Annotated in this window: 34 protein-coding genes; 4 read left to right on the top strand and 30 right to left on the bottom strand. The window is 61.8% G+C overall.

The window, feature by feature from the left end:
- The first annotated feature begins 18 nt into the window (after positions 1 to 18).
- Positions 19 to 489, top strand: coding sequence for a DUF2127 domain-containing protein (locus XdyCFBP7245_RS18660; protein ID WP_104616959.1), 471 nt, complete (start codon positions 19 to 21; stop codon positions 487 to 489).
- A gap of 90 nt (positions 490 to 579) precedes the next feature.
- Complete coding sequence (locus XdyCFBP7245_RS18655; protein ID WP_170068709.1) at positions 580 to 2,208, top strand: amidase; 1,629 nt, start codon at positions 580 to 582, stop codon at positions 2,206 to 2,208.
- 178 nt (positions 2,209 to 2,386) lie between these two features.
- On the opposite strand, the gene XdyCFBP7245_RS18650 is transcribed toward XdyCFBP7245_RS18655, so the two are convergent.
- Both XdyCFBP7245_RS18650 and XdyCFBP7245_RS18645 read right to left on the bottom strand, forming a co-directional pair.
- Positions 2,387 to 3,514 (bottom strand): mechanosensitive ion channel family protein, encoded by a 1,128-nt coding sequence (locus XdyCFBP7245_RS18650; protein WP_104616958.1) that lies wholly within the window; start codon positions 3,512 to 3,514, stop codon positions 2,387 to 2,389.
- 86 nt (positions 3,515 to 3,600) lie between these two features.
- Positions 3,601 to 4,998, bottom strand: coding sequence for a class II 3-deoxy-7-phosphoheptulonate synthase (locus XdyCFBP7245_RS18645; protein ID WP_104616957.1), 1,398 nt, complete (start codon positions 4,996 to 4,998; stop codon positions 3,601 to 3,603).
- On the opposite strand from XdyCFBP7245_RS18645, the gene XdyCFBP7245_RS24075 reads away from it, so the two are divergent.
- Together XdyCFBP7245_RS24075 and XdyCFBP7245_RS18640 are read left to right on the top strand one after the other, a co-directional pair.
- A complete protein-coding gene (locus XdyCFBP7245_RS24075) occupies positions 4,997 to 5,164 on the top strand; it encodes a hypothetical protein (RefSeq protein ID WP_158255526.1) in 168 nt (55 codons plus the stop codon). The genes XdyCFBP7245_RS18645 and XdyCFBP7245_RS24075 overlap by 2 nt on opposite strands.
- A gap of 80 nt (positions 5,165 to 5,244) precedes the next feature.
- A complete protein-coding gene (locus tag XdyCFBP7245_RS18640; RefSeq protein WP_104616956.1) occupies positions 5,245 to 7,368 on the top strand; it encodes a TonB-dependent receptor in 2,124 nt (707 codons plus the stop codon).
- Between the two features lie 443 nt (positions 7,369 to 7,811).
- On the opposite strand, the gene XdyCFBP7245_RS18635 is transcribed toward XdyCFBP7245_RS18640, so the two are convergent.
- From XdyCFBP7245_RS18635 to rpsJ, 28 genes are all read right to left on the bottom strand, one after another.
- Positions 7,812 to 8,330, bottom strand: a complete 519-nt coding sequence (locus XdyCFBP7245_RS18635; protein WP_104616955.1) for a disulfide bond formation protein B — start codon at positions 8,328 to 8,330, stop codon at positions 7,812 to 7,814.
- A gap of 683 nt (positions 8,331 to 9,013) precedes the next feature.
- Entirely contained in the window at positions 9,014 to 9,397 is a 384-nt protein-coding gene (gene rplQ / locus XdyCFBP7245_RS18630; protein WP_003486665.1) for a 50S ribosomal protein L17, read from the bottom strand.
- A 180-nt stretch (positions 9,398 to 9,577) separates the two neighbouring features.
- Positions 9,578 to 10,576, bottom strand: coding sequence for a DNA-directed RNA polymerase subunit alpha (locus XdyCFBP7245_RS18625; RefSeq protein WP_104616954.1), 999 nt, complete (start codon positions 10,574 to 10,576; stop codon positions 9,578 to 9,580).
- Between the two features lie 53 nt (positions 10,577 to 10,629).
- A complete protein-coding gene (gene rpsD, locus XdyCFBP7245_RS18620) occupies positions 10,630 to 11,256 on the bottom strand; it encodes a 30S ribosomal protein S4 (protein ID WP_002811641.1) in 627 nt (208 codons plus the stop codon).
- A gap of 15 nt (positions 11,257 to 11,271) precedes the next feature.
- Positions 11,272 to 11,664 carry a 30S ribosomal protein S11 gene (gene rpsK / locus XdyCFBP7245_RS18615; RefSeq protein ID WP_003486671.1) on the bottom strand — a complete coding sequence of 131 codons (393 nt, stop codon included), beginning with the start codon at positions 11,662 to 11,664 and terminating at the stop codon, positions 11,272 to 11,274.
- Between the two features lie 10 nt (positions 11,665 to 11,674).
- Entirely contained in the window at positions 11,675 to 12,031 is a 357-nt protein-coding gene (gene rpsM / locus XdyCFBP7245_RS18610) for a 30S ribosomal protein S13 (RefSeq protein ID WP_003486672.1), read from the bottom strand.
- A 332-nt stretch (positions 12,032 to 12,363) separates the two neighbouring features.
- The gene (secY, locus tag XdyCFBP7245_RS18605) at positions 12,364 to 13,731 is read right to left on the bottom strand and encodes a preprotein translocase subunit SecY (protein ID WP_039412801.1); all 1,368 of its coding nucleotides are present in this window, start codon (positions 13,729 to 13,731) and stop codon (positions 12,364 to 12,366) included.
- A gap of 7 nt (positions 13,732 to 13,738) precedes the next feature.
- Positions 13,739 to 14,182, bottom strand: a complete 444-nt coding sequence (gene rplO / locus XdyCFBP7245_RS18600) for a 50S ribosomal protein L15 (RefSeq protein WP_104616953.1) — start codon at positions 14,180 to 14,182, stop codon at positions 13,739 to 13,741.
- 4 nt (positions 14,183 to 14,186) lie between these two features.
- Positions 14,187 to 14,378 (bottom strand): 50S ribosomal protein L30, encoded by a 192-nt coding sequence (rpmD, locus tag XdyCFBP7245_RS18595; RefSeq protein ID WP_006450646.1) that lies wholly within the window; start codon positions 14,376 to 14,378, stop codon positions 14,187 to 14,189.
- Positions 14,371 to 14,913: a 30S ribosomal protein S5 gene (gene rpsE, locus XdyCFBP7245_RS18590; RefSeq protein WP_003486682.1), complete on the bottom strand. Its 543-nt coding sequence runs from the start codon at positions 14,911 to 14,913 to the stop codon at positions 14,371 to 14,373. Before rpsE ends, rpmD begins: the two co-directional genes overlap by 8 nt.
- 158 nt (positions 14,914 to 15,071) lie before the next feature.
- Positions 15,072 to 15,431: a 50S ribosomal protein L18 gene (gene rplR, locus XdyCFBP7245_RS18585; protein WP_082473395.1), complete on the bottom strand. Its 360-nt coding sequence runs from the start codon at positions 15,429 to 15,431 to the stop codon at positions 15,072 to 15,074.
- Positions 15,432 to 15,519: 88 nt separating this feature from the next.
- Positions 15,520 to 16,047 carry a 50S ribosomal protein L6 gene (gene rplF, locus XdyCFBP7245_RS18580; RefSeq protein WP_064634201.1) on the bottom strand — a complete coding sequence of 176 codons (528 nt, stop codon included), beginning with the start codon at positions 16,045 to 16,047 and terminating at the stop codon, positions 15,520 to 15,522.
- Positions 16,048 to 16,062: 15 nt separating this feature from the next.
- Positions 16,063 to 16,461 (bottom strand): 30S ribosomal protein S8, encoded by a 399-nt coding sequence (rpsH, locus tag XdyCFBP7245_RS18575; protein ID WP_010371096.1) that lies wholly within the window; start codon positions 16,459 to 16,461, stop codon positions 16,063 to 16,065.
- A 204-nt stretch (positions 16,462 to 16,665) separates the two neighbouring features.
- Positions 16,666 to 16,971, bottom strand: a complete 306-nt coding sequence (gene rpsN, locus XdyCFBP7245_RS18570) for a 30S ribosomal protein S14 (protein ID WP_005917137.1) — start codon at positions 16,969 to 16,971, stop codon at positions 16,666 to 16,668.
- Positions 16,972 to 16,989: 18 nt separating this feature from the next.
- On the bottom strand, positions 16,990 to 17,532 hold the full coding sequence (gene rplE, locus XdyCFBP7245_RS18565; protein WP_010371090.1) for a 50S ribosomal protein L5: 543 nt from the start codon (positions 17,530 to 17,532) through the stop codon (positions 16,990 to 16,992).
- 11 nt (positions 17,533 to 17,543) lie between these two features.
- Positions 17,544 to 17,861 (bottom strand): 50S ribosomal protein L24, encoded by a 318-nt coding sequence (gene rplX, locus XdyCFBP7245_RS18560; protein WP_006450639.1) that lies wholly within the window; start codon positions 17,859 to 17,861, stop codon positions 17,544 to 17,546.
- A gap of 15 nt (positions 17,862 to 17,876) precedes the next feature.
- Entirely contained in the window at positions 17,877 to 18,245 is a 369-nt protein-coding gene (gene rplN / locus XdyCFBP7245_RS18555; RefSeq protein ID WP_003486699.1) for a 50S ribosomal protein L14, read from the bottom strand.
- Between the two features lie 14 nt (positions 18,246 to 18,259).
- Positions 18,260 to 18,529 (bottom strand): 30S ribosomal protein S17, encoded by a 270-nt coding sequence (gene rpsQ / locus XdyCFBP7245_RS18550; RefSeq protein ID WP_005993374.1) that lies wholly within the window; start codon positions 18,527 to 18,529, stop codon positions 18,260 to 18,262.
- A gap of 11 nt (positions 18,530 to 18,540) precedes the next feature.
- The gene (gene rpmC, locus XdyCFBP7245_RS18545) at positions 18,541 to 18,726 is read right to left on the bottom strand and encodes a 50S ribosomal protein L29 (RefSeq protein ID WP_055846121.1); all 186 of its coding nucleotides are present in this window, start codon (positions 18,724 to 18,726) and stop codon (positions 18,541 to 18,543) included.
- Entirely contained in the window at positions 18,726 to 19,139 is a 414-nt protein-coding gene (gene rplP, locus XdyCFBP7245_RS18540; RefSeq protein WP_003486706.1) for a 50S ribosomal protein L16, read from the bottom strand. The genes rpmC and rplP overlap by 1 nt, the downstream gene beginning before the upstream one ends.
- 5 nt (positions 19,140 to 19,144) lie before the next feature.
- Positions 19,145 to 19,879, bottom strand: a complete 735-nt coding sequence (gene rpsC, locus XdyCFBP7245_RS18535; RefSeq protein ID WP_104616952.1) for a 30S ribosomal protein S3 — start codon at positions 19,877 to 19,879, stop codon at positions 19,145 to 19,147.
- Between the two features lie 17 nt (positions 19,880 to 19,896).
- On the bottom strand, positions 19,897 to 20,232 hold the full coding sequence (gene rplV, locus XdyCFBP7245_RS18530; RefSeq protein WP_002811686.1) for a 50S ribosomal protein L22: 336 nt from the start codon (positions 20,230 to 20,232) through the stop codon (positions 19,897 to 19,899).
- Positions 20,233 to 20,244: 12 nt separating this feature from the next.
- The gene (gene rpsS / locus XdyCFBP7245_RS18525; RefSeq protein WP_005993369.1) at positions 20,245 to 20,514 is read right to left on the bottom strand and encodes a 30S ribosomal protein S19; all 270 of its coding nucleotides are present in this window, start codon (positions 20,512 to 20,514) and stop codon (positions 20,245 to 20,247) included.
- Between the two features lie 6 nt (positions 20,515 to 20,520).
- Positions 20,521 to 21,348 (bottom strand): 50S ribosomal protein L2, encoded by an 828-nt coding sequence (rplB, locus tag XdyCFBP7245_RS18520; protein ID WP_003486715.1) that lies wholly within the window; start codon positions 21,346 to 21,348, stop codon positions 20,521 to 20,523.
- 10 nt (positions 21,349 to 21,358) lie between these two features.
- Entirely contained in the window at positions 21,359 to 21,658 is a 300-nt protein-coding gene (gene rplW, locus XdyCFBP7245_RS18515; RefSeq protein ID WP_002811694.1) for a 50S ribosomal protein L23, read from the bottom strand.
- Positions 21,655 to 22,260, bottom strand: a complete 606-nt coding sequence (gene rplD, locus XdyCFBP7245_RS18510; RefSeq protein WP_055846344.1) for a 50S ribosomal protein L4 — start codon at positions 22,258 to 22,260, stop codon at positions 21,655 to 21,657. The genes rplW and rplD overlap by 4 nt, the downstream gene beginning before the upstream one ends.
- Positions 22,261 to 22,272: 12 nt before the next feature.
- The gene (rplC, locus tag XdyCFBP7245_RS18505; protein ID WP_104616951.1) at positions 22,273 to 22,923 is read right to left on the bottom strand and encodes a 50S ribosomal protein L3; all 651 of its coding nucleotides are present in this window, start codon (positions 22,921 to 22,923) and stop codon (positions 22,273 to 22,275) included.
- Positions 22,924 to 22,934: 11 nt separating this feature from the next.
- Positions 22,935 to 23,246 (bottom strand): 30S ribosomal protein S10, encoded by a 312-nt coding sequence (gene rpsJ / locus XdyCFBP7245_RS18500; RefSeq protein WP_003486723.1) that lies wholly within the window; start codon positions 23,244 to 23,246, stop codon positions 22,935 to 22,937.
- Between the last annotated feature and the right edge of the window lie 519 nt (positions 23,247 to 23,765).

The following is a 23,765-nucleotide window of genomic DNA, read 5'->3' as shown; positions in this document are numbered from 1 at the left end:
GCTGACTAAGCCACAGTCGTGAGCAACAAGCCTTACAGCCCGGATCCGCGCGCGCATCCGGGCCTCCACGCGATCGCCTTGCTAGAGGCGGTCAAGGGTGGGCTTGCGCTGCTGGCGGCGACGGGCCTGGAAATTCTGGGCCCGCTCCCGCTGCAACATGCGGTCAGTACGCTGATCCGCCGTTTCAATCTGGATCCGGACCACGGCGCATTGCCGTCGTTACTCAAGACCATCAGCCCCGATGCGGTGCATCTGGCGGCCGCCGCCATGCTGGCCTACGGCCTGCTGCACGTGGTGGAAGCCTGGGGTCTGTGGCGTGCCAAGGCCTGGGCCTCGGTACTGGGCTGCCTGTCGGCGGCCATCTACCTGCCTTTCGATATCTACGCCATCATCCGTCATCCTGGCTGGACCGCCTGGGGCGTGCTGGCGATCAACCTGATCGTGGTCGGCGTGCTGGCACGCGATCTGGTCAAGCGCCGGCGTCGCTGACCCTGCCCGCCCGTCCATGGGCGCGCCAGCACGTTGTCACCCCGACGCAGCGACGTTAGCCTGCGGAAAGTCCCCCGCGGAAAACCGCCCATGCGCTCCACCACCTTGTGCTTTGCGCTGCTGCTGGCGTTGTGCGGCTATGCACATGCCGATGACCTGCAACATCCGGCCACAGGCAACGCCTCGGCGGCCAAACCGCTCGACCTGATCGATGCCGATGTCGCCGGCCTGCAAGCCCACATGGCCCGTGGCGAGACCACCAGCCTGGACCTGACGCGCGCCTATCTGCAGCGCATCGACACCATCGACCGCGCCGGTCCAACGCTCAACGCCGTGATCGAGCGCAATGCGCAGGCCGAGGCGGACGCCCGCACCCTGGACGCCGAGCGCGCCGTCGGCCGCGTACGCGGACCGCTGCACGGGATTCCGGTACTGCTCAAGGACAACATCGACGCCGTGCCGATGGTCAACAGTGCCGGCTCGCTGGCGCTGGCCGAGTTTCGCCCCAACCGCGATGCGTTTCTGGTGCAGCGCCTGCGCGCGGCCGGCGCGGTAATCCTGGGCAAAACGAATCTGAGCGAATGGGCCAACTTCCGTTCCACCCAGTCCAGCTCCGGCTGGAGCGCCCGCGGCGGGCTGACCCGCAATCCCTATGCGCTGGATCGCAATCCGTGCGGCTCCAGCGCCGGCACCGGCGCGGCGATCGCCGCCAGCCTGGCCACGGTGGGTATCGGCACCGAAACCGACGGCAGCATCACCTGCCCGGCTGCGGTCAATGGCCTGGTCGGGCTCAAGCCCACCGTCGGCCTGGTCAGCCGCGACGGCATCATTCCGATCTCCGCCAGCCAGGACACCGCCGGCCCGATGACCCGCAGCGTCGCCGACGCCGCCACGTTGCTGCAGGCCATCGCCGCGCCCGATCCGCAGGACCCAGCGACGCGCACTGCGCCGTCTTCCACCCCGAACTATCTCGCCCACCTCAAACCCGATGGCCTGCGCGGCGCGCGCCTGGGGCTGCTGCGCAATCCACTGCGCGAGGATCCCGCGATCGCCGCCGCATTGGAGCGCGCCGTACAGACCTTGCGCGCGGCGGGTGCCACGGTGATCGAAACCCGCCTGCCCACCGATGGACAGTGGGATGCCGCTGAGCAGACGGTCCTGTTGGTCGAATTCAAGGCCGGCTTGAATGCCTATCTACGCAGCCACGCCCCACCGGTCAAAGATCTGGACGCGCTGGTTGCCTTCAATCGTGCCAATGCGCGGCGCGAAATGCCCTACTTCGGCCAGGAGTTGTTCGAGCAGGCGCAAGCTGCGCCCGGCCCGGAGGACCCGGGCTATCTGAGCGCGCGCGCCAACGCCAAGCAGCTCGCCGGCGAACAAGGTATCGACGCAGCACTGAAAGCCGACCGCCTGGACGCCCTGATCGTACCCACCACTGGCGCCGCCTGGGTCACCACGCTCGGCAAGGGCGATACCTTTCCCGGTGCCGGCTACGGCGCCGCGGCAGTGGCCGGGTATCCCAGCCTGAGCGTGCCGATGGGGCAGACCCAGGGTCTGCCGCTCGGATTGCTGTTCATGGGCACCGCGTGGAGCGAGCCGCGCCTGATCGAACTGGCCTACGCCTACGAGCAACGCAGCCACGCGCGGTTTGCGCCGGGCTACGCGACGAGCGCACCGCCCGCGACATCGGGCGCATCGCAACCGAAGACGGCCGACTGACCGCACCGCCAAGCAGCACTGGGGCGGTGCAGGCATCGACGTGGTGAGACAGCATCACCCGAATGTCGCGCTGCTTACCGCCCAGCCAGCGCAGCACTGCCACGGTGTCGATGCGCCGCATCGCGAACCGGTTGGGCGCCAGCGCACGCACCGCGATCAGGCGCGTCGACAGGCAACGCTAGATCGATGCCGCCGGCTCGCCGTCTTCCGCACCCGGCGAACGCACGCTCTCCGGCGAGATCGGCCCTGCAGCAAGCGATACCGGCTTTTCCTGCGCCGCAATTTCGGCACGGATCCTGGGCAGCGCGTACGCGTGCTCGCGGGTCAGAAAGTCGATCATCCGCTCGCGCACTAGGCAGCGCAGGTCGAACGCATCGCCGGAATTGCGCGCGCTCACCAACAAACGGACCTGGATGGTGTTGTCGCTGGTATCGGTGATCTGGGTGACGCAGACGCGCCCATCCCACAGCGGCTCGCTGTGGCAGATGCGCTCCAGTTCCGCGCGCACCGCCGCAATCGGGGTGCGGTAATCCAGCCACAAGAACGCGGTACCGAGCAGGTCTGCACTGGCCCGGGTCCAGTTCTGGAAGGGGTTTTCGATGAACCAGGTCAGCGGCACCACCATGCGCCGCTCGTCCCAGATACGCACCACCACATACGAGCTGCCGATCTCTTCGATCCGGCCCCATTCGCCTTCCACGATCACCACATCGTCCAGACGAATCGGTTGGGTCAGCGCAATCTGCAGCCCCGCAATCAGGTTGCCGAAGACAGGCTTTGCCGCAATACCGGCCACCAGCCCGATGATCCCTGCAGACGCCAATAGCGTCTTGCCGATCTGGCGCACCTGCTCGAAGCCGAGCAGCACCACCGAGATACCGAGCAGGATCACCGTGCCCATCACCACGCGACTCAAGACCCGTGTCTGGGTCTGGATACGCCGCGCGGTGAGATTGTCCGATACCTCGATCGGATTGCTGCGCAGGATCGCCATTTCGCCGGCAGCGACCGCACGCACCAACAACCAGGTGACGCAGCCGACGATGCCGACATGCAACAGGTGCTGCACCGCTGCCAGCGCCTTGCCGGACAGCGGCGTGGCCTCGGTGGCGATGCCCAGAAACAGCAGCGGCAGGATGAAGGCCGCCGGCAGCGTGACCACGCGGATGATGCGTGCGCGGCGATAATCGCGGCCCTGCATGCGGCGAAACAGCCACAGCATCAGCGACCAGGTGACGACGCCCGCCAGCAGCGCGGCGCCCAGCGGAATTGCGTATTCGCGGATGACGTTCCAATCGGCAGTCAAACCGTTCCTCCTGTGGGGGGGCGAGAGGGATGGCTGCCAGAGCATGCCGCATGCGGCATGAGCATCACGTCATACGCACAGTGACTTCATGCGCCCAACGGCTGCGATGCCACCTGTTGCTGCTTGCGTACGATCGCCATCGCAATTTCCAGCGACTGCTCATAGTTCAAGCGCGGGTCCACGCTGGAGCGATACGCGCGCTCAAGATCGCGCTCGGTCAACTCGCGCGCGCCGCCCGTGCATTCGGTGACATCTTCGCCGGTGAGTTCCAGATGCACGCCACCCAGCCGCGTGCCGGCCGCCGCATGCAGATCGAACGAGGTTTCCACTTCACTGCGAATATTGTCGAAACGCCTTGTTTTGTAGCCGTTTCCGGTGCTTTCGGTGTTGCCATGCATCGCATCGCAGACCCACAGCACGCGTCGGCCATCGCGCTTGACCGCCTCCAGCAGCGGCGGCAATTTTTCGGCAATCTGCATGGCACCCATGCGATGGATGAAGCTCAAACGCCCGGGTTCGTCCTCCGGGTTGAGCACATCGATCAGGCGCAGCAATTGGTCCGGCTGCACCGACGGCCCCACCTTGATCGCAATCGGATTGCGCACGCCACGCAGATATTCCACATGCGCGCCATCCAGCGCCGCGGTACGCATGCCGATCCACGGGTAATGCGTGCTGAGGTTGAACCAGCCCCACTGCCGCGGCACCTGACGGGTCAGGCCTTCTTCGTAGGGCAGCAACAACGCTTCGTGCGAGGTGTAAAAGTCGATGCGATTGAGGTTGTACACCTCCGACCCGGACAGGGTTTCCATGAAGCGCACCGCATCGCCGATCGACGCCACCATCTTCTGGTAGTCCGCCGCCAGCGGCGAATAGCCCACCCAGTCCAGGTTCCAGTATTCGGGGTGGTGCAAGTCGGCGAAGCCGCCATCGATCAACGCGCGCACGAAGTTCATCGTCATCGCCGACCGCGAGTGCGCAGTGATCATGCGGCGCGGGTCGGGCACGCGTGCGGCCTCGGTGAAGGCCGGCGCATTGATCACATCGCCTCGGTAGCTGGGCAAGGTCACGCCGTCGCGCGTTTCGGTGTCGGCCGATCGTGGCTTGGCGTACTGCCCGGCAAAGCGCCCGACCCGCACCACCGGCAGGCGCAGGCCATGCACCAGCACCAGACTCATTTGCAGCAGCACTTTCAGCCGATTGGAGATCGTGCCCGATTCGCAATCGCTGAAATTCTCCGCGCAATCGCCACCCTGCAACAGGAAGCGCTTGCCTTCCTGCGCCTCTGCCAGCTGGCGCTTGAGCGCGAAGATCTCCCACGAGGTCACCAGCGGCGGCAAGTGCCCCAACTCGCCCATGGCGCTCTGCAGTGCGGCTTGATCCGGGTATACCGGCAGCTGCAGCGCGGGTTTGCCACGCCAGCTGCCGGGCGCCCACGCCGAGGCAGCGGAATCGGAAACGGGAGAAGCGGCGGAAGGATTCATGGCAACAACACTCCTGGACAGCCTGCGATGGTGGCAGAGCCGGCGCGTCACGCAAAGCGCCGGTGCGCCTGATGCCCTTCTGGATGAAGCCATCGCTGGCGCGCAAACGCTTGCCGCGCAGATGCGCACGACTGAACGGCAAGCAAAGCCATACGCCCAGGCATGACTTTCGGCCTACGCTAGCGCCCGCTCGTAAGCGGAGTGTTACGAGGTAACACATCCTCCCTAGCCCGTCCTGCGACCGCCATGACTCCTCGCCTCCTCCCCGTTGCCATCGTTTCCATCCTCTTGTCTTCCTGTGCCGGCGCCGCACTGGCCGCAGATCCCGCCGCCGCGCAAACCACCGATCTGGACACCGTCAACGTGATCGCCAAGCTCGAAGCGGCGCGCAACGCCTTGTCTCCGGATATCGGCAGCAGCCAGTACGCCATCACTGCCGAAGACATCGACCGTCTTCCGCTCGGCGCCTCCACACCACTCAACCAGGTGCTGCTGCAGGCACCGGGCGTTGTGCAGGACTCGTACGGCGGCATCCATGTGCGCGGCGATCACGCCAACCTGCAATACCGCATCAACGGCATCATGCTGCCCGAATCCATCTCCGGCTTCGGCCAGAGCCTGGAGCCGCGCATCATCAAGAACCTCAAGCTGCTCGATGGCGCCTTGCCCGCGCAGTTCGGCGACCGCACCGCCGCAGTTGTGGACATCACCACCAAAAACGGCGCCGAGCTGGGCAATGGCGGCAGCGTCGGCATCACCGGCGGCTCGTACGACACGGTCAATCCAAACGCCTCGCTGTGGGGCAGCAGTGGGCGCTGGAGCTGGTTCGTGACCGGTGACTACGAACAGAACAGCCACGGGCTGGAAAACCCGGTCGACAGCCGCTCGCCCGAGCACGACAAGACCCATCAGGGCAAAGGCTTTGCCGATCTGAGCTATCTGATCAATGAGAACACGCGCCTCAGCCTGTTGGTCGGCTACGCCAACAACCGCTTTCAAATCCCGAATAATCCCGGCCAGACCCCGGCGTTCGATTACCTGGGTACCACCGATTTCGACTCCTCGCGCCTGGACGAAAACCAGCGCGAAGCCACCCGTTTCGGCACCTTGGCACTGCAAGGCACGCTCGGCGACACCAGCTATCAGCTGTCGGCCGGCCAGCGCTATAGCAGCGTCGCGTTCTCGCCCGATGTGGCCGGCGATCTGATCTTCAACGGCATCGCCTCGCAGGTGGACCGCAGCAATCGCGCCAACACCGTGCAGGCGGATTTCTCTACACCCTGGGGCAGTGCACATACGCTGCGCTATGGCCTGTACGGCAACTTTGAACACGCCATCGCCAGCAACAATTCTTCTGTCTTCCCGGCCGATGCAGACGGCAACCAGAGCAGCAACGTGCCGGTGTTCATTCCCGATGGCAGCCGCTTCCACGCCAGCACTTACGCGATGTATCTGCAGGACGAATGGAAGATCGCCGACGACTGGACGGTCAACTACGGCGTGCGCGGCGACCGCTACAAGGCCTTCGGGGCAAGCGAGAGCCAGCTCAGTCCGCGTCTGGGTGTGGTCTGGACTGCAAGCCCCAGCACCACCGTGCACGCCGGCTACGCGCGCTACTTCACTCCGCCTGCCAGCGAGCTGATCTCCACCAGCGATATCGCGCTGTACGACGGCACCACCAACCAGCAATCCACCGGCGGCGGCCCGACTACGCCGCTGAGCGAACGCAGCGATTACTACGACCTCGGCATCTCGCAAGAAGTGAGCGATCACCTGACCCTGGGCCTGGACACTTACTACCGCAAAGCGGACCGGTTGCAGGACGAAGGCCAGTTCGGCGCCGCTTATGTCTATTCCACCTTCAATTATCGCAACGGCCGCATCCGCGGTGCCGAGTTCAGCGCCGACTACAGCAATGGCCCGGTGACCGCGTATTTCAACCTCGCCTACAGCAAGGCGATGGGCAAGCAAGTCATGACCAGCCTGTACAACTTCGACCCGGATGCCTTGGCGTACGCACAAAACAACTGGATCCATCTGGACCACGACCAGAAGCTGACCTCCTCCGGCGGCATCAATTACTCCATCAACGACAACAGCCGGATCGGGGCGAATTACCTCTATGGCAGCGGCCTGCGCACCGATACCGATACCGTGCCCAATGGCGGCGAACTCCCGTCGTACTTCCAGTTGAATCTCAGCGCCGGGCACGATTTCGCGCTCACTGCGCACCCGCTGCACGCGCAGCTGGCCGTCCTCAACGTGCTCGATCGCAGCTACCAGCTGCGCGACGGCGGCGGCATCGGCGTATTCGCCCCGCAATGGGCACCACGCCGTGGTGTTTACCTGAGCCTGCAGCAGACATTCTGAGCGCGTTGCTAGAAACACCGGCAAGTGTGCGACGCGGCGGAAGGACCTGGTCGATTCCAGATCCTTCTGCTTTGCAGGTTCAACGAAACGGACAGACTGATTGGCATGCGCCAGACCTGATCGCAGACTCGCGCTGGTGATCGGTGTTCCGTCGCGCCTGGCCATCCATCAAGGCCGCGCCTGTTCAAGTAGCGCACATCGCGTACCGGTACCGTCACCGATGTCATCGGCGCGCTAAAGAAACGCGTTACTGGAACAGACAATCTGCTGCGATCTGTCCATGTAATGACGTTGAACCGGCCAACTCGAAGCATGGACGCCAGCGGCAAGAGTACGCGGGCATTGGCTTGTACAAAGAATCCAAGCGCTCACAGCCTTGGTTTCAAGTACCGACCTTGCCGCCCCGCAATCGGGACAGCGCTATCGGCTGCTATCAACGCATGTCAGTGATGCACTGACGTCCGACGCGCTTTGAAACCTGCGTATAGCGCCCACAAGGCCAACGCCACAAACCACACCATGCTCCACATCGGCATGCTCAGGCCCAGGAATCGCCAGTCGATATTGCCGCAATCCCCCGTGCCGGTCAGCACGGTGCGGAACACCTCGAACGGCCCCATCGTCTCGCTCAGAAAGCTCAGCGGAGGCCCGCACGACGACATCATGTCCTTGGGCCGGATCTGCACCCACACATGTCGCGCCGCGATGCCCATGCCCACGCCGGCAGCGATGAAACTCAGCACGCCATACACCTTGCGCCCACCGGCCGCGCGCGGCCCGTGCAGCGCACCCAGCAGGAAAAACACCGCCAGCGCCGCAAATGCGATCCGTTGAAAAATACACAGCGGGCAAGGCTCAAGGCCCAGGTGCAATTGCACATAAATCGCGTAGGCCAGCAGTCCTGCGCAAGCAAGAAACCCCAACAGAAACTGTGCCCGGAAACCCCAACGGAATGGATTCATCGTGACCGCTTGCCTAGGACCAAGGCCTCGATTATCAGCCATGACCGCTGCCATGACCACGGATGCATGCGTCTGACGGAGCGCCTGCTGCGAAGCCCTGCAACATCTGCGTGGTGCTGTCGGCTGCGTGCAGAGCACTCAAGCGCTCCTCAAGAATTGTGGAGGCATCCAGATCACTTGGCGTGGAGGGTGATCCGGCTCGGGCACGAACGGTTGATGCGCCTTGATCGCCTCATCGCTCGACGCTTGCTGCGGGCAAGCTGCAGCCATTGCCACGCGAAACCCGCACAAACCCTCTATCTCTATGCTATCCACTTGGCCGCTGGGAGTTCCACGGGTTCCGGGAACAAGAGACCGACCCGCGTCCCATCCAATGCGTTAGTGGCGCTCACTTGTTACTCGGCGCTTCTGATATGAGGTGCGTCGCTCAAATATCCCAACACCGCCTTCCCGTCCAACACACGCTCCGATGTTACCGCACTCCAAACTCGCATTTGTGCCTTTAAACCAGGCGACAAGCGCTCGCGGATTCTTCAAACCACGCAGGCAGTACTAAAGCGCCCCGCAATCCCACCAAACCAGCCATGCCCTCCCCCCGGCTGCCTCGATCGACAACCTAGACGCCCAATAAAAAAGCCCGGCGCAAGCCGGGCTTTTTCGAAAATCTTGACGAAGGGATCCGATTACTCGGCCACTTCTTCCGCCACGACCGGACGGTCGACCAGCTCGACATACGCCATCGGCGCATTGTCACCGGCACGGAATCCTGCCTTCAGGATGCGCAGGTAGCCGCCGGGACGGGTCGCGTAACGCGGGCCCAGTTCGACGAACAGCTTGCCCACGGCTTCCTTGTCGCGCAGGCGAGCGAACGCCAGACGACGGTTTGCAACGCCATCGACCTTGCCGATTGTGATCAGCGGCTCGGCGACGCGACGCAATTCCTTGGCCTTCGGCAAGGTGGTCTTGATCAGCTCGTGCTTGAACAGCGAAGCCGCCATGTTGCGGAACATGGCTTCGCGGTGCGCGCTGGTGCGGTTGAACTTACGACCGGATTTCTGGTGACGCATGAGTGTGATTTCCTAAGGAATGTTGAGACTACTGAGAGACGTTGTCGCCATCCTGGCGCTGTTGAATGGACTGCGGTTGGTCCGAACCGGCCGTCCTTCGACCGGGTGTCACCGCGGGCTTTGGCCCGTCGATGTGGAAAAACAAACACGGGCGCCCGAAGACGCCCATGCCTTGACACATTAACCAAGCATGCCGTGCTGGGCGACACCGGCCGGCGGCCAGTTCTCCAGCTTCATGCCCAGTGCAAGGCCGCGCTGTGCCAGCACTTCCTTGATTTCGGTCAGCGACTTCTTGCCCAGATTCGGGGTCTTGAGCAGCTCCACTTCGGTCTTCTGGATCAGATCGCCGATGTAGTAGATGCTCTCGGCCTTGAGGCAGTTGGCCGAACGCACAGTCAGCTCAAGGTCGTCGATCGGGCGCAACAGCACCGGATCCACGCCGCTGGCAGCCGGCTTGGCCGCACCGCGATCGCGGTGGGTGAAATCGCCGAACACCGACAGCTGATCGCTGAGGATGTCGGCGGCGGTGCGCACGGCTTCCTCGGCATCGATCGTGCCGTTGGTTTCGATATCGATGACCAGCTTGTCGAGGTCGGTGCGCTGTTCGACACGTGCAGCTTCCACAGCGTAGGCAACGCGACGCACCGGCGAGAACGACGCATCCAGCATCAGACGACCGATGGTACGGGTCTCTTCGTCCGGACGACGACGCGCAGCAGCCGGCTGATAGCCGAACCCACGCTCGATCTTCAGACGCATGTTCAGTGCGGTGTCTTTGGTCAGGTGACAGATCACGTGCTCGCCGTTGATGATCTCAACGTTGTGATCGGTCCTGATGTCGGCCGCAGTGACCGTGCCCGGACCCTGCTTGGACAACGACAGCGTGGCGCTGTCGCCACTGTGCATACGAATCGCCACGTCTTTCAGGTTCAGCAGGACGTCAAGCACGTCTTCCTGCAAACCCTCGACCGTGGTGTACTCGTGCAGCACGCCGTCGATCTCGACCTCGGTGATCGCAAAACCGGGGATCGACGACAACAGCACACGACGCAGGGCATTGCCCAGCGTGTGCCCGTAACCGCGCTCCAAGGGCTCGATCACGACCTTGGCACGGTTGTCGGTAAGACGTTCGATCTGCGGACCACGTGGGCGCAGAACCTGGTTGGCGGTAACCGTCATGTTGCGGGGTCTCCTGCGAACCTCCAGCAGTGCCGGAGGTTCTCCAATGTGAATTACTTCGAATACAACTCGACGATCAGCGCTTCGTTGATATCCGAAGGCAGGTCAGCGCGATCCGGCACGGCCTTGAACACGCCGCTGAACTTCTTCGAATCGACTTCAACCCACGACGGCGTCATGTCGTGCTGCTCAGCCACGGTCAGGGCTTCCTGCACGCGGAGCTGCTTCTGTGCTTTTTCCGACAGCGTGATCGCATCGCCAGCCTTGATCTGATACGAAGCCAGATTCACCGACTTGCCATTGACCAGCACGCCACGGTGCGACACCAGCTGGCGCGCGGCCGGACGGGTGACGGCAAAGCCCATACGGTAGCAGACGTTGTCCAGACGGGTTTCCAACAACTGCAGCAGGTTCTCGCCGGTGTTGCCCTTCTTGGTCGAGGCCTTCTTGTAGTAGTTGCGGAACTGGCGTTCCAGCAAACCGTAGATGCGCTTGACCTTCTGCTTTTCACGCAGCTGGGTAGCGTAGTCGGAGAGCTTGCCCTTGCGAGCCGCGCCGTGTTGGCCGGGCTTCTGCTCAAGCTTGCACTTGGAGTCCAGCGCACGCGCCGGGCTCTTGAGGGAAAGGTCGGCGCCTTCGCGGCGCGCGAGCTTACAGGTAGGACCGATATAACGAGCCATTTCTTATCGCTCCCTTTAGACGCGACGCTTCTTCGGCGGACGGCACCCGTTGTGCGGGATTGGCGTCACGTCGATGATGTTGGTGATCTTGTAGCCCACGTTGTTCAACGAACGCACGGCCGACTCACGGCCCGGACCCGGACCCTTGATACGTACTTCCAGCGACTTCACGCCGTAGTCGAGCGCAGCGCGGCCAGCCTTTTCGGCGGCAACCTGAGCAGCGAACGGGGTCGACTTACGCGAACCACGGAACCCGGCGCCGCCGGACGTAGCCCACGACAAGGCGTTGCCCTGGCGATCGGTGATGGTGACGATGGTGTTGTTGAACGAAGCGTGGACGTGAGCGACGCCATCAGTGATGACGCGCTTGATCTTCTTCTTCGTTTTCTTTTCTGCTGGCTTTGCCATGATCTATCCCTTACTTCCTGATCGCCTTGCGCGGACCCTTACGGGTGCGGGCGTTGGTACGGGTGCGCTGACCACGCAGCGGGAGACCACGGCGATGACGCAGACCGCGATAGCAGCCAAGGTCCATCAGTCGCTTGATCGCGATACCGATTTCGCGGCGCAGGTCGCCTTCGACGACATACTTGCCGACTTCGGCGCGCAGGCGCTCGATTTCGGGTTCGGACAGATCACGAATCTTCGTGGTCGAGGTAACGCCTGCGGATTCGCAGAGCTTCTTCGAACGGGTACGGCCGATGCCGTAGATGCTTTGCAACCCGACCCAGACGTGCTTCTGGGCTGGCAGGTTGACGCCTGCAATACGCGCCATGACGCGATTCTCCAACTGAGTGATGGCCCGACAGCGCCCAGGCGCCATCCGGCAGGATGGATCAAAAGTGAACTCGGAATTATAGCAAGGCCTCGGATTACTTTGAAGCCCGTGGAACCAAGGGTTCCATGGACCCGGCGTGGGGAGTGTGCCCTCGCTCCGGCGCCGGACGGTGTTGATCCAGAAAACTTCTCCGAATCGCCTGTGCTACTCCCGCACAAGACCACCCCGTCACACCCGCGCGCGAGACGTCGCGCGAGCCGCCCTTCTGATCGGAAGATCGTGGCCCGGGAACCAGGCCGTCTTCACGTAATGAGGATCTAGTGTACCACTTAACCGCGCGCCAGGCCGCCGCGCGAGCCACCCTTCAGATTGGCCTTCTTCAGCAAGCTCTCATACTGATGCGACATCAAGTGCGCCTGGATCTGCGCAATGAAATCCATCACCACCACCACCGCGATCAACAGCGAGGTGCCACCGAAGTGGAACGACGTGCCCAGCTGCGTGCGCATGATCTCCGGAAGCAGGCAGACGATGACCAGGTACAACGAACCCGCCGCCGTCAGCCGCGTTAGCACGCCATCTACATAATCTGCCGTGGCCTTGCCCGGACGGATACCAGGAATCAGTGCGCCTGATTTCTTGAGGTTGTCGGCCGTTTCCTGCGAGTTGAACACCAGCGCCGTGTAGAAGAACGCGAAACCGATGATCAGCGCTGCGAACACCAACATGTGCACCGGCTCACCCGGCCCGAGCGCGTTGGCGATCTTCTGCAGCCACGAACCCACGCCGCTGCCCGATGCCGCCTGACCCGACCACATCGACAGCGTCGCCGGAAACGCCAAGATGCTCGACGCGAAAATCGGCGGAATCACGCCGGCCATATTGAGCTTCAACGGCAGGAACGAGGTCTGGTTCATGTACGCATTGCGACCGCCCTGACGGCGTGCGTAGTTGACCGTAATACGCCGTTGTCCACGCTCGACGAACACCACAAACAGCGTAAATGCCAGAATGGTGATGACGATCAGTAGCAGCGAAATGAAGCTCAGATTGCCTTCGCGAAACGCCTCGACGGTCTGGATTGCTGCAGACGGCAGGCCAGCCACGATGCCGGCAAAGATGATCAGCGATACACCGTTACCGATGCCGCGCTCAGTAACCTGCTCGCCGACCCACATCAGGAAAATGGTACCGGCCGTCAATGCGATCACTGCGGTGAGCACGAAGCCCATGCCCGGCGCGTACACCACCGGAGCGCCGCCCGGCGCAGTCTGGTTCTGCAGCGCGAGCGCGATACTACCGCCCTGCACCACCGCCAGAAGCACCGCGCCAATGCGCGAATACTGGGTGATCTTGCGTCGGCCCGACTCGCCTTCCTTCTGCATCGCCTTGAGGGCGGGAAAGATGTGCGTGGCCAACTGGATCACGATCGATGCCGAGATGTACGGCATCACGTTCAACGCAAAAATACTGAAACGGTGCAGGGCGCCGCCCGAGAACATGTTGAACATGTCCACGATGCCGCCACCCTGCGCCTGCATCAACGAAAGCATGGCATCGGGATTGACGCCCGGCACCGGCACATAGCAGCCGATGCGATAGACGATCAATGCCCCGAGGACGAACAGCAGCCGCTGACGAAGTTCCGTGAACTTGCCGAGCCCGCCACCGAGGTTACCAATGCCAGCCTGCGCCATCTGCCGATTACTCCTCTACGCTGCCGCCGGCAGCTTCGATTGCTGCCTTGGCGCCTGCGGTCGCCGCAACGCCCTTCAGCACGAACTTCTTGCTCAGCTCGCCCTTCAGCACGATCTTCGCCTTCTTGGCGCGGCTCGGGACCAGATTGGCCGCACGCAGCGCTGCAAAGTCGATTTCACCTGCTTCCAGCTTATCCAGCTGGTAGGAAAGCACTTCTGCGCTGTCGCGTGCCATCTTGGACCGGAAACCGATCTTCGGCAGACGACGCTGCATCGGAGTCTGGCCGCCTTCGAAGCCAGCCTTGATCTTGCCGCCGCCCTTACGCGCGAACGAACCCTTGTGGCCACGACCACAGGTCTTGCCAAGGCCAGAACCGATGCCGCGGCCGACGCGCGTACGCTCGGTACGGGCGCCATCGGCGGGCTTGAGGTCATTGAGATGCATAGCCATGGAATTAGTCCTCAACCTTGACGAGGTAGTGAACCGTGTTGATCAGGCCGCGCACCTGCGGGCTGTCCTTGAGTTCACGCACATCGTTGATCTTATTCAGGCCCAACGCATGCACCGACAGGCGGTGACGCGACTGGGTACCACGCAGGCCGCGCACCAGGCGCACCTTCACAGTCTTGCCAGTGTCCTTAGCCATGATTGAGCTCCTCCACCTTCTTGCCGCGCTTGGCCGCAACACGGGCCGGCGACTGCACTTCCGACAGACCCTTCAGGGTTGCACGGACCAGGTTGATCGGATTACGCGAACCGACCGCCTTGGCCAGCACGTTCTTCACACCAACCGCTTCCAGCACAGCGCGCATGGCGCCGCCGGCGATGACACCGGTACCTTCGGAAGCCGGCTGCATGTAGACGCGTGCGGCACCATGACCGGACTTGACCGCGTGCCACAAGGTACCGTTATTCAGATCCACAGTCGCCAGATTCTTGCGCGCCTGCTCCATCGACTTCTGGATGGCGACCGGCACTTCACGCGCCTTGCCGTAACCGAAACCAACCTTGCCCAGACCATCGCCGACCACGGTCAGCGCGGTGAAGGTGAACTGGCGACCGCCCTTGACCGTCTTGCTGACGCGGTTAACCGCGACCAGCTTTTCGATCATGCCATCGTCGACTTTCTCTTCGCGGTTACGGTCGCGATCACGACCCCGCGGTGCACGTTCTTCTGCCATCTTGATTCCTTGATTGATTGAATATGTACGGCTCGAGGCCGCTTATGGTTGTGGAATGAAGCGGTGTCCCCGTTGCCGTTACAAAAGAACGGGACGGTCCGGCATCTCCCTGCCGGCGGAAACGCGGACGCGGCCGATGGCCACATCCGCAGCAGTGCTTAGAACTGCAGGCCGCCTTCGCGAGCTGCATCGGCCAGCGCCTTGATGCGGCCGTGGTAACGGTAGCCCGAGCGGTCGAACGCGACCTTCTCGATACCGGCAGCCTTGGCGCGCTCGGCGATCAGCCTGCCAACCTTGACGGCTGCATCGCTGTTCTTACCGTTCTTCAGGCCATCCTTGACGTCCGCCTGCAGGGTGTTCGCCGCAGCGATCACCTTGGAACCGTCGGCAGTGAAGACCTGCGCATACAGATGCTGACCGGTGCGCAGCACCGACAGACGGGCGACACCCAGTTCGCGGATATGCGAGCGGGTGGATTTGGCGCGACGCAGACGGGCAATGTTCTTGTTGATGCTCATGATATTTATCCTACGGAAGCTGAAGGGAAAGCGCGCTCCTGTTAAAAGTCCGCACATGGACGTGCGGGCTCTTGCGAGGGACTCGCCATTAAGCCTTCTTGGCTTCCTTGCGAATGATGACTTCACCGGCGTACTTCACACCCTTGCCCTTGTAGGGCTCCGGCGGACGGAAACCGCGAATCTTGGCGGCGACTTCGCCGACGCGCTGCTTGTCGGCGCCCTGGACCACGATTTCGGTCTGGGTGGGGGTCGACAGCGTGATGCCTTCAGGCGCCACGAACACCAGCGGATGCGAGAAACCCAGCGCCAGGCTCAGATCCTTGCCCTGCATGGCGGCACGGTAACCGACGCCGACCAGCTCGAGCTTACGCTCGAAGCCTTCGGAGACGCCCTTGACCATATTGGCCAGGATGGCGCGCACGGTGCCGGTGATGGCGAGCTGCGACGGATCATTCGCCGACAGGGTTGCAACGTCGCCGTCGATGGCGATTTCCACGCCCACCGGCTTGGGCAGGGTCAACGTGCCCTTGGGGCCCTTGACGCTGACCAGCTCAGGCTGGACGTTGAGCTCAACACCCTTCGGAAGGGACACAGGCTTCTTGGCTACACGGGACATATTCGATTCCTTCCCTTAGGCCACGAAGCACAGGACTTCACCACCAACGCCGGCTTCGCGAGCCTGCGCATCGGTCATGATTCCCTTCGACGTGGAGATAATGGCGATACCCAGGCCACCGAGGACCTTGGGCAGCTCGGTCTTGCCGCGGTACTGACGCAGACCCGAGCGCGAAAAACGCTTCAGGGTCTCGATGACCGGACGGCCTTCGAAATACTTCAGCACGATTTCCAGCTCCGACTTGTTGTTTTCGGTGGCCGTAACGCGCAGGTCGGTGATGTAACCCTCGTCCTTCAGGACTTGGGCGATCGCAACCTTGATCTTGGACGACGGCAATTTCACCGTCTGCTTACCAACCGCGGCCGCATTCTTGATGCGAACCAGCAGGTCGGCGATGGGATCAGTCATGCTCATATGAGTACCTTTGAGTGCACCGATATCCGCTTTCGCGAAAATCTTGTGTTTTCCTGGGAACGGGCCAGGACCCTTGACGCCATGCCAAACCCCTACGGGCAAGACAGAAGCGGAAGTATACGACAAAAGAGCCCGACTTGCGTCGGACTCCGTTGTTGAACAGAACAATCCTGTTCAAACCGGCCGCGAACGGCCGGGATGCTGTTACCAGCTTGCCTTGCGCAGACCCGGAACGTCGCCGTTCATCGTGGCCTTGCGGAGCATGTTGCGACCCAGACCGAACTTGCGGTAAACACCGCGCGGACGACCGGACAGCTCGCAACGGTTACGGTGGCGGCTCGGCGACGAATCGCGCGGCAGCTTCTGCAACTTGGTCGAAGCATCGATCTTCTCTTCGTAGGACGCATCCTGACTGGAGAGAATCTTCTTCAGCGCATCACGCTTGCCTGCGAATTTCTTCGCCAGCTTTGCACGCTTGATGTCGCGGTGGATCATGGAGGTCTTTGCCATTTCGGATGTCCTCGACGGTCAGTTACGGAACGGGAACTTGAACGCTGCCAGCAGCGCCTTCGCTTCCGCATCCGTCTTGGCGGTGGTGGTGATGGCGATATCCATACCGCGAATCGCGTCGACGGCGTCGAAATCGATTTCCGGGAAGATGATCTGTTCCTTCACACCCATGTTGAAGTTGCCACGACCGTCGAAGGAACGACCGGACACACCACGGAAGTCGCGCACGCGCGGCAACGAGATGTTGATCAGGCGATCCAGGAATTCGTACATCTTGGCGCGACGCAAGGTGGTCTTGCAGCCGATCGGCCAACCGTCGCGAATCTTGAACGATGCGACCGAAACGCGCGACTTGGTGACCACCGGCTTTTGACCGGAGATCTTGGACATGTCGGCGACCGCATTCTCAAGAATCTTCTTGTTGGTAGCCGCTTCGCCCACGCCCATGTTGAGCGTGACCTTGACCAGCTTCGGCACTTCCATCGGATTGGTGTAGCCGAATTCCTTCATCAGGGCCGGCACCACGTTTTCCTTGTAAAACTTTTCGAGACGAGTGTTCATGATCTCATTCCTCAGGCGTCGAGCGCCTCACCGCTGGAGCGGAACACACGCAATTTGCGTCCATCCTCCAGCACCTTGAAGCCAACGCGCTCGCCCTTGCCCGTTGCCGGGTTGACGATATTGACGTTGGAGATATGGATCGACGCTTCACGCTCGACCACGCCGCCGGCGACACCCGCCTGCGGGTTCGGCTTGGTGTGGCGCTTGATGATGTTGGCGTTGGAAACGATCACGCGATCGCCGTCCACACGCACAACCTCACCCTGCTTGCCCTTGTCCTTGCCGGTGTTGATGACGACCTGGTCGCCCTTCTTGATACGGTTAGCCATGTGTATGTCCTCCGCTCACAGCACTTCGGGAGCGAGCGAGACGATCTTCATGAACTTCTCGGAACGCAGCTCGCGCGTCACCGGCCCGAAGATGCGGGTCCCGATCGGCTCCTGCTTATTGTTCAACAGCACAGCGGCATTGCCATCGAAGCGGATCAGCGAACCGTCGGGACGGCGCACACCCTTGCGGGTACGCACCACGACGGCGTCGTAGACTTCGCCTTTCTTGACCTTGCCACGCGGAATGGCGTCCTTGACGGTCACCTTGATGATGTCGCCAATGTGTGCGTAGCGGCGCTTCGAGCCGCCCAGCACCTTGATGCACATCACTTCCTTGGCACCCGAATTGTCGGCCACATCGAGGTAGCTCTGCATCTGGATCATGATTCAGATCTCCCTTAGCCGGCCGAACGGGTGACGATTTCGACCACCCGCCAGTTCTTGGTCTTGGACATTGGAGCAATCTCGGTCACACGCACGACGTCGCCTTCATTGCAGGCATTGTCGGCATCGTGTGCGTGCAGTTTGGTCGAGCGCTTGATGTACTTACCGTACAGTGCATGCTTGACCTGGCGCTCCACCAACACGGTGACCGTCTTGTCCATCTTGTTGCTGACGACACGGCCTTCGACCGTGCGCAGCGCTTGCTTTTCGTTGTTGTCGCTCATCGCGGCCGTCCTTACTTGGTGCTGCCGAGCAGGTGCTTAACGCGAGCAATCTCGCGGCGCACCCGGCGGGTATCGTGGGTCTTCGGCAGCTGGCCGGTGACCTGCTGCATACGGAGCGAGAACTGCTCCTTACGCAGATCGGTCAGGTGGGCCTTCAGTTCGTCAGCCGACTTCTCGCGGAGTTGTTTGATATCCATCAGCGCACCGTCCGGGTCACGAAAGTGGTCGTCACCGAGAGCTTGGCAGCGGCAAGGCGGAACGCCTCACGTGCGGTCTCTTCGGGAATACCCTCGATTTCATAGATCATGCGGCCCGGCTGAATCTGCGCGACCCAGTACTCCACGTTGCCCTTACCGGAGCCCATGCGGACCTCGATCGGCTTTTTGGTGATCGGCTTGTCGGGGAACACACGAATCCACATCTTGCCGCCCTTTTTGACGTGGCGGCTGATCGTGCGGCGTGCTGCTTCAATCTGGCGCGCGGTCAGCTGACCGTGCGCCGTGGCCTTGAGGCCGTATTCGCCGAAGCTGACGGCGTTTCCGCTCCATGCCAGACCGTCATTGCGGCCCTTGTGCATCTTGCGATATTTGGTTCGCTTGGGTTGCAACATTGCCGTTACCTCGCTTCACGCGCCGGGCGCGACGGGCGGTCACCACGATCGCCGCGATCGTTACGATCGTTGCGCGGGCTGTCGTCCTGCTTTTCCTGGCCAACCTGAGAGAAGTCGAAGACTTCGCCCTTATAGATCCAGACCTTGATGCCGATGATGCCGTACGTCGTGGACGCCTCGGCAAAACCGTAATCGATGTCGGCACGTAGCGTGTGCAGCGGCACGCGACCTTCGCGGTACCACTCCGAACGGGCGATTTCTGCACCGTTGAGGCGGCCAGCCACATTGACCTTGATGCCCAGGGCACTCAAGCGAATCGCGTTACCGACCGAGCGCTTCATTGCGCGGCGGAACATGATGCGACGCTCAAGCTGCTGCGCGATCGATTCAGCGACCAGCTGCGCATCCAGCTCCGGCTTGCGCACTTCGGTGACGTTGATGTGCGCCGGAACGCCCATCAGCTCGCTCACTTCCTTGCGCAGCTTTTCGATGTCCTCGCCACGCTTGCCGATCACCACGCCCGGCCGGGCAGTATGAATCGTCACGCGGGCGGTTTTGGCAGGACGCTCGATCAAGATCTTGCTGACACCTGCCTGCGCGAGCTTCTTGCGCAGCATTTCACGCACTTTCAGGTCGGCTGCCAAATAGGCAGCGAAATCGCCCTTGTTTGCGTACCACTTGGAGTTCCAGTCTTTGGAGATACCAAGACGGATTCCAGTCGGATGAACTTTATGACCCATGGTCTTTTCCTTTCCGCTTACTTGGCGGCGCCAACAATCACAGTGATGTGACTGGTGCGCTTGAGGATGCGGGTACCGCGGCCTTTCGCCCGCGCCATGAAACGCTTCAGGGACGGACCTTCATCAACCATGATGGTCTTGACCTTCAGCTCGTCGACATCCGCGCCCTGATTGTTCTCGGCATTGGCAATAGCCGACTCCACCACCTTTTTGATCAGGTGCGCAGCCTTCTTGTCCGAGAACTTCAGCAGATTGACCGCACGCTCGGCGGACAAACCACGCACCTGGTCAGCGACCAGGCGGGCCTTCTGCGGGGAGATGCGCGCGGTGCGCAGGATTGCTTTCGCTTCCATCGTCATCTCTCCTTACCTGCTCGACTTCTTGTCGCCACCGTGACCCTTGAAGGTCCGGGTGACGGCAAATTCGCCGAGCTTGTGGCCGACCATATTTTCGTTGACGAGCACCGGAATGTGGTTCTTGCCGTTATGCACGGCGATGGTGATGCCTACCATTTCCGGCAGGATCATCGAACGGCGCGACCAGGTCTTGATCGGCTTCTTGCTACCCGCAGCGGACTCCACCTTCTTTGCAAGGTGGTGATCGACGAACGGGCCCTTCTTGAGTGAACGTGCCATGGTCGATTAGCCCCTACGATCGCGGACGATGAATTGCTGGGTGCGCTTGTTCTTGCGCGTCTTGTAACCCTTGGTCGGAACACCCCAGGGGGTGACCGGATGCGGATTACCCTGACCAGCCTTCGCTTCACCACCACCGTGCGGGTGATCGACCGGGTTCATGGCCGCACCGCGAACGGTCGGGCGAACACCGCGCCAACGCTTGGCGCCGGCCTTGCCCAACTTCTCGAGGTTGTGCTCGTCGTTGCCGACTTCGCCGATGGTGGCGCGGCATTCGACCGGCACCTTGCGCATTTCGCCCGAGCGCAGACGCAGCGTGGCATATATGCCTTCGCGAGCGACCAGCTGGACGGCTGCACCGGCAGCACGTGCGATCTGAGCGCCCTTACCCGGCTTCAGCTCGATACCGTGCACCGTCGTACCGACCGGGATGTTACGCAGCGGCAGCGTGTTACCGGTCTTGATTGGTGCATTGGCACCGGCAATAACCTGGTCGCCAGCCTTCAAGCCCTTGGGGGCGATGATGTAGCGACGCTCGCCGTCGACGTAGCACAGCAGGGCGATATGAGCGGTACGGTTCGGATCGTATTCGATCCGCTCCACACGCGCCGGAATACCTTCCTTGTTGCGCTTGAAGTCGATGATGCGGTAGTGCTGCTTGTGGCCACCACCGACGTGACGCACGGTGATGCGGCCATGGTGGTTACGACCACCGGACTTGCTCTGCGAATCGAGCAGCGCCGCGTGCGGTGCGCCTTTGTGCAGATCGGGAGTAACCACGCGCACGGCGGAACGACGGCCGGGAGAGGTGGGTTTGAACTTCATCAATGGCATGGGATGGACCTCAGGCCTTGGCCGTTACGTCGATGGACTGACCATCAACCAGGCGGACGTACGCCTTGCGCCAATTGCCACGGCTGCCAGCACGGTTACGGAAGGACTTACTCTTGCCCTTGACGTTGACCACGTTGACTGCCTTGACCTTGACGTCGAACAGCTGCTCAACCGCGGCCTTTACATCAGCCTTGGTGGCTTCGTTCGAAACTTCGAAGACATACTGGTTGGAGATTTCCTGCAGGCGCGCGGTCTTTTCGGAGACTCGCGGAGCACGCAGCACGCTGAAGATTTTTTCGTTGCTGCTCATGCCAGCCACTCCTCGATCTTCTTGACCGCATCGGCGGTGATCACGACCGTATCGGCCCCGACCAGAGCGACCGGATCCAGACCCTGCACATCACGCACCTGCACATACGGCAGATTGCGGGCGGACAGATACAGGTGCTCGGAGGCTTCTTCGGTGACGATCAGCGGGCGCTTGCCCACATCCAGTCCCTTCAACTTCTCGATCAGACCCTGGGTCTTGGTGGTTTCGACGTCGAACGCATCGACGATCATCAGGCGACCCTGGCGATTAAGCTCAGAGAAGATCGCGCAGATAGCCGCACGGTACATCTTGCGGTTGACTTTCTGTTCGAAGCTACGCGGCTTGGCCGCGAAGGTCACGCCGCCGCCGACGAAGATCGGAGCCGTCAACGCGCCATGACGCGCGCCGCCGCCCTTCTGCTTCTTCGACTTCTTGGTGGTGCCCGCAACTTCCGAACGCGTCTTCTGTGCCTTGGTACCAGCGCGACCGGCGTTGCGATAAGCGACGACGACCTGGTGAACCAGATCTTCGCTGAATTCGCGACCGAACACGGCATCGGAGACCGAGACCTTGTTGTTACTACCCGTGATAACGAGTTCCATCGTCATCTCTCCTTATGCCTTGCTCGCCGGACGGACGATCACGTCGCCACCAGCTGCGCCAGGCACGGCGCCGCGGATAGCAATCAGACCACGCTCGACGTCGACCTTGACCACTTCCAGGTTCTGCGTGCTTTGCTGCACGGCGCCCATGTGGCCCGACATCTTCTTACCCGGGAAAACGCGACCCGGGGTCTGGCGCTGACCCAACGAACCCGGCGCGCGATGCGACAGCGAGTTACCGTGAGTTGCATCGCCCATACGGAAGTTGTAGCGCTTGATGGTGCCCTGGAAACCCTTACCCTTGGTGACGCCCTGGACGTCGACCTTTTGGCCGACCTCGAAGATGTCCGCCTTGATTTCGCCGCCGACGGCGAAATCGCCGAGCTGCGCATCTTCAACGCGGAATTCCCACAAGCCGCGACCCGCTTCGACCTTCGCCTTGGCGAAGTGACCGGAGGCCGGCTTGTTGACCAGTGCGGCGCGACGCGCGCCAACGGTAATCTGCACTGCGCTGTAGCCGTCGGTTTCAACGGTCTTGATCTGCGCGATGCGGTTCGGAGTTGCTTCGATCAGCGTAACCGGCACCGAGCGGCCATCTTCAGTGAAGACGCGGCTCATGCCAGCCTTGCGGCCCACGAAGCCCAACGAATATTTCTTCGTCATGGTCGTAGTCCTCAGGTCAACTTGATCTGTACGTCGACGCCAGCCGCGAGCTCGAGCTTCATCAGCGCGTCCACGGTCTTGTCGTTGGGGTCGACGATATCGAGCACACGCTTGTGCGTGCGGGTTTCGTATTGATCACGCGCATCTTTGTCGGCATGCGGGGATACGAGGATGGTGTAACGTTCGATCTTGGTCGGCAACGGGATCGGGCCACGCACTTGCGCACCGGTCCGCTTAGCCGTTTCGACGATCTCGCTGGCCGAACGGTCGATCAAACGATGATCGAACGCCTTCAACCGAATCCGGATCTTTTGTTCCGACATGACGGAAGCTTCCTTCGTTAAAAGAGCGACGGGCAAGGCCTCTGGGATACCTGCCCCGGTATTCCTGCGTTGGTGAAATCGCCAGGCATCCTGCCGACGAGGGCTTTCCTCCGCCCAAAAACTGAGGCAGACCGGTAAACCGGCCTGCCCAGACGGAAAAGTATAATGCGCAGCTAGAGCACGGTCAACAACAGGTGAGTTGTTGAGTGCTCCATGCAACGCGACCTTCCCGGTCTGGCGAACACGAGCGGCGTCCTGCCGTTCTTTTCGCTGTGAACCCAGCGCCCTACCCAGGGACACCGAGCCGCGCATTATAGCGACGGATCTTCAGGGGTGCAAGCGTCTATCCAAAAGAATCCGGTATCCCATTCGCATTGCCTACCTTCAACCAAAAAAAGGGCCGGCTTGCGCCGACCCTCCGATTGCGTCGGCGACCGAGGCCGCCGAACTGCAGGCATTGCTTACTTGATGACCTTGGCAACCACGCCGGCGCCGACGGTGCGGCCACCTTCGCGGATT

The organism is Xanthomonas dyei, from assembly GCF_002939865.1.
Lineage (GTDB): Bacteria > Pseudomonadota > Gammaproteobacteria > Xanthomonadales > Xanthomonadaceae > Xanthomonas > Xanthomonas dyei.
The sequence above is the reverse complement of the archived record's forward strand: the minus strand, read 5'-3'. Positions and strand labels throughout refer to the sequence as shown.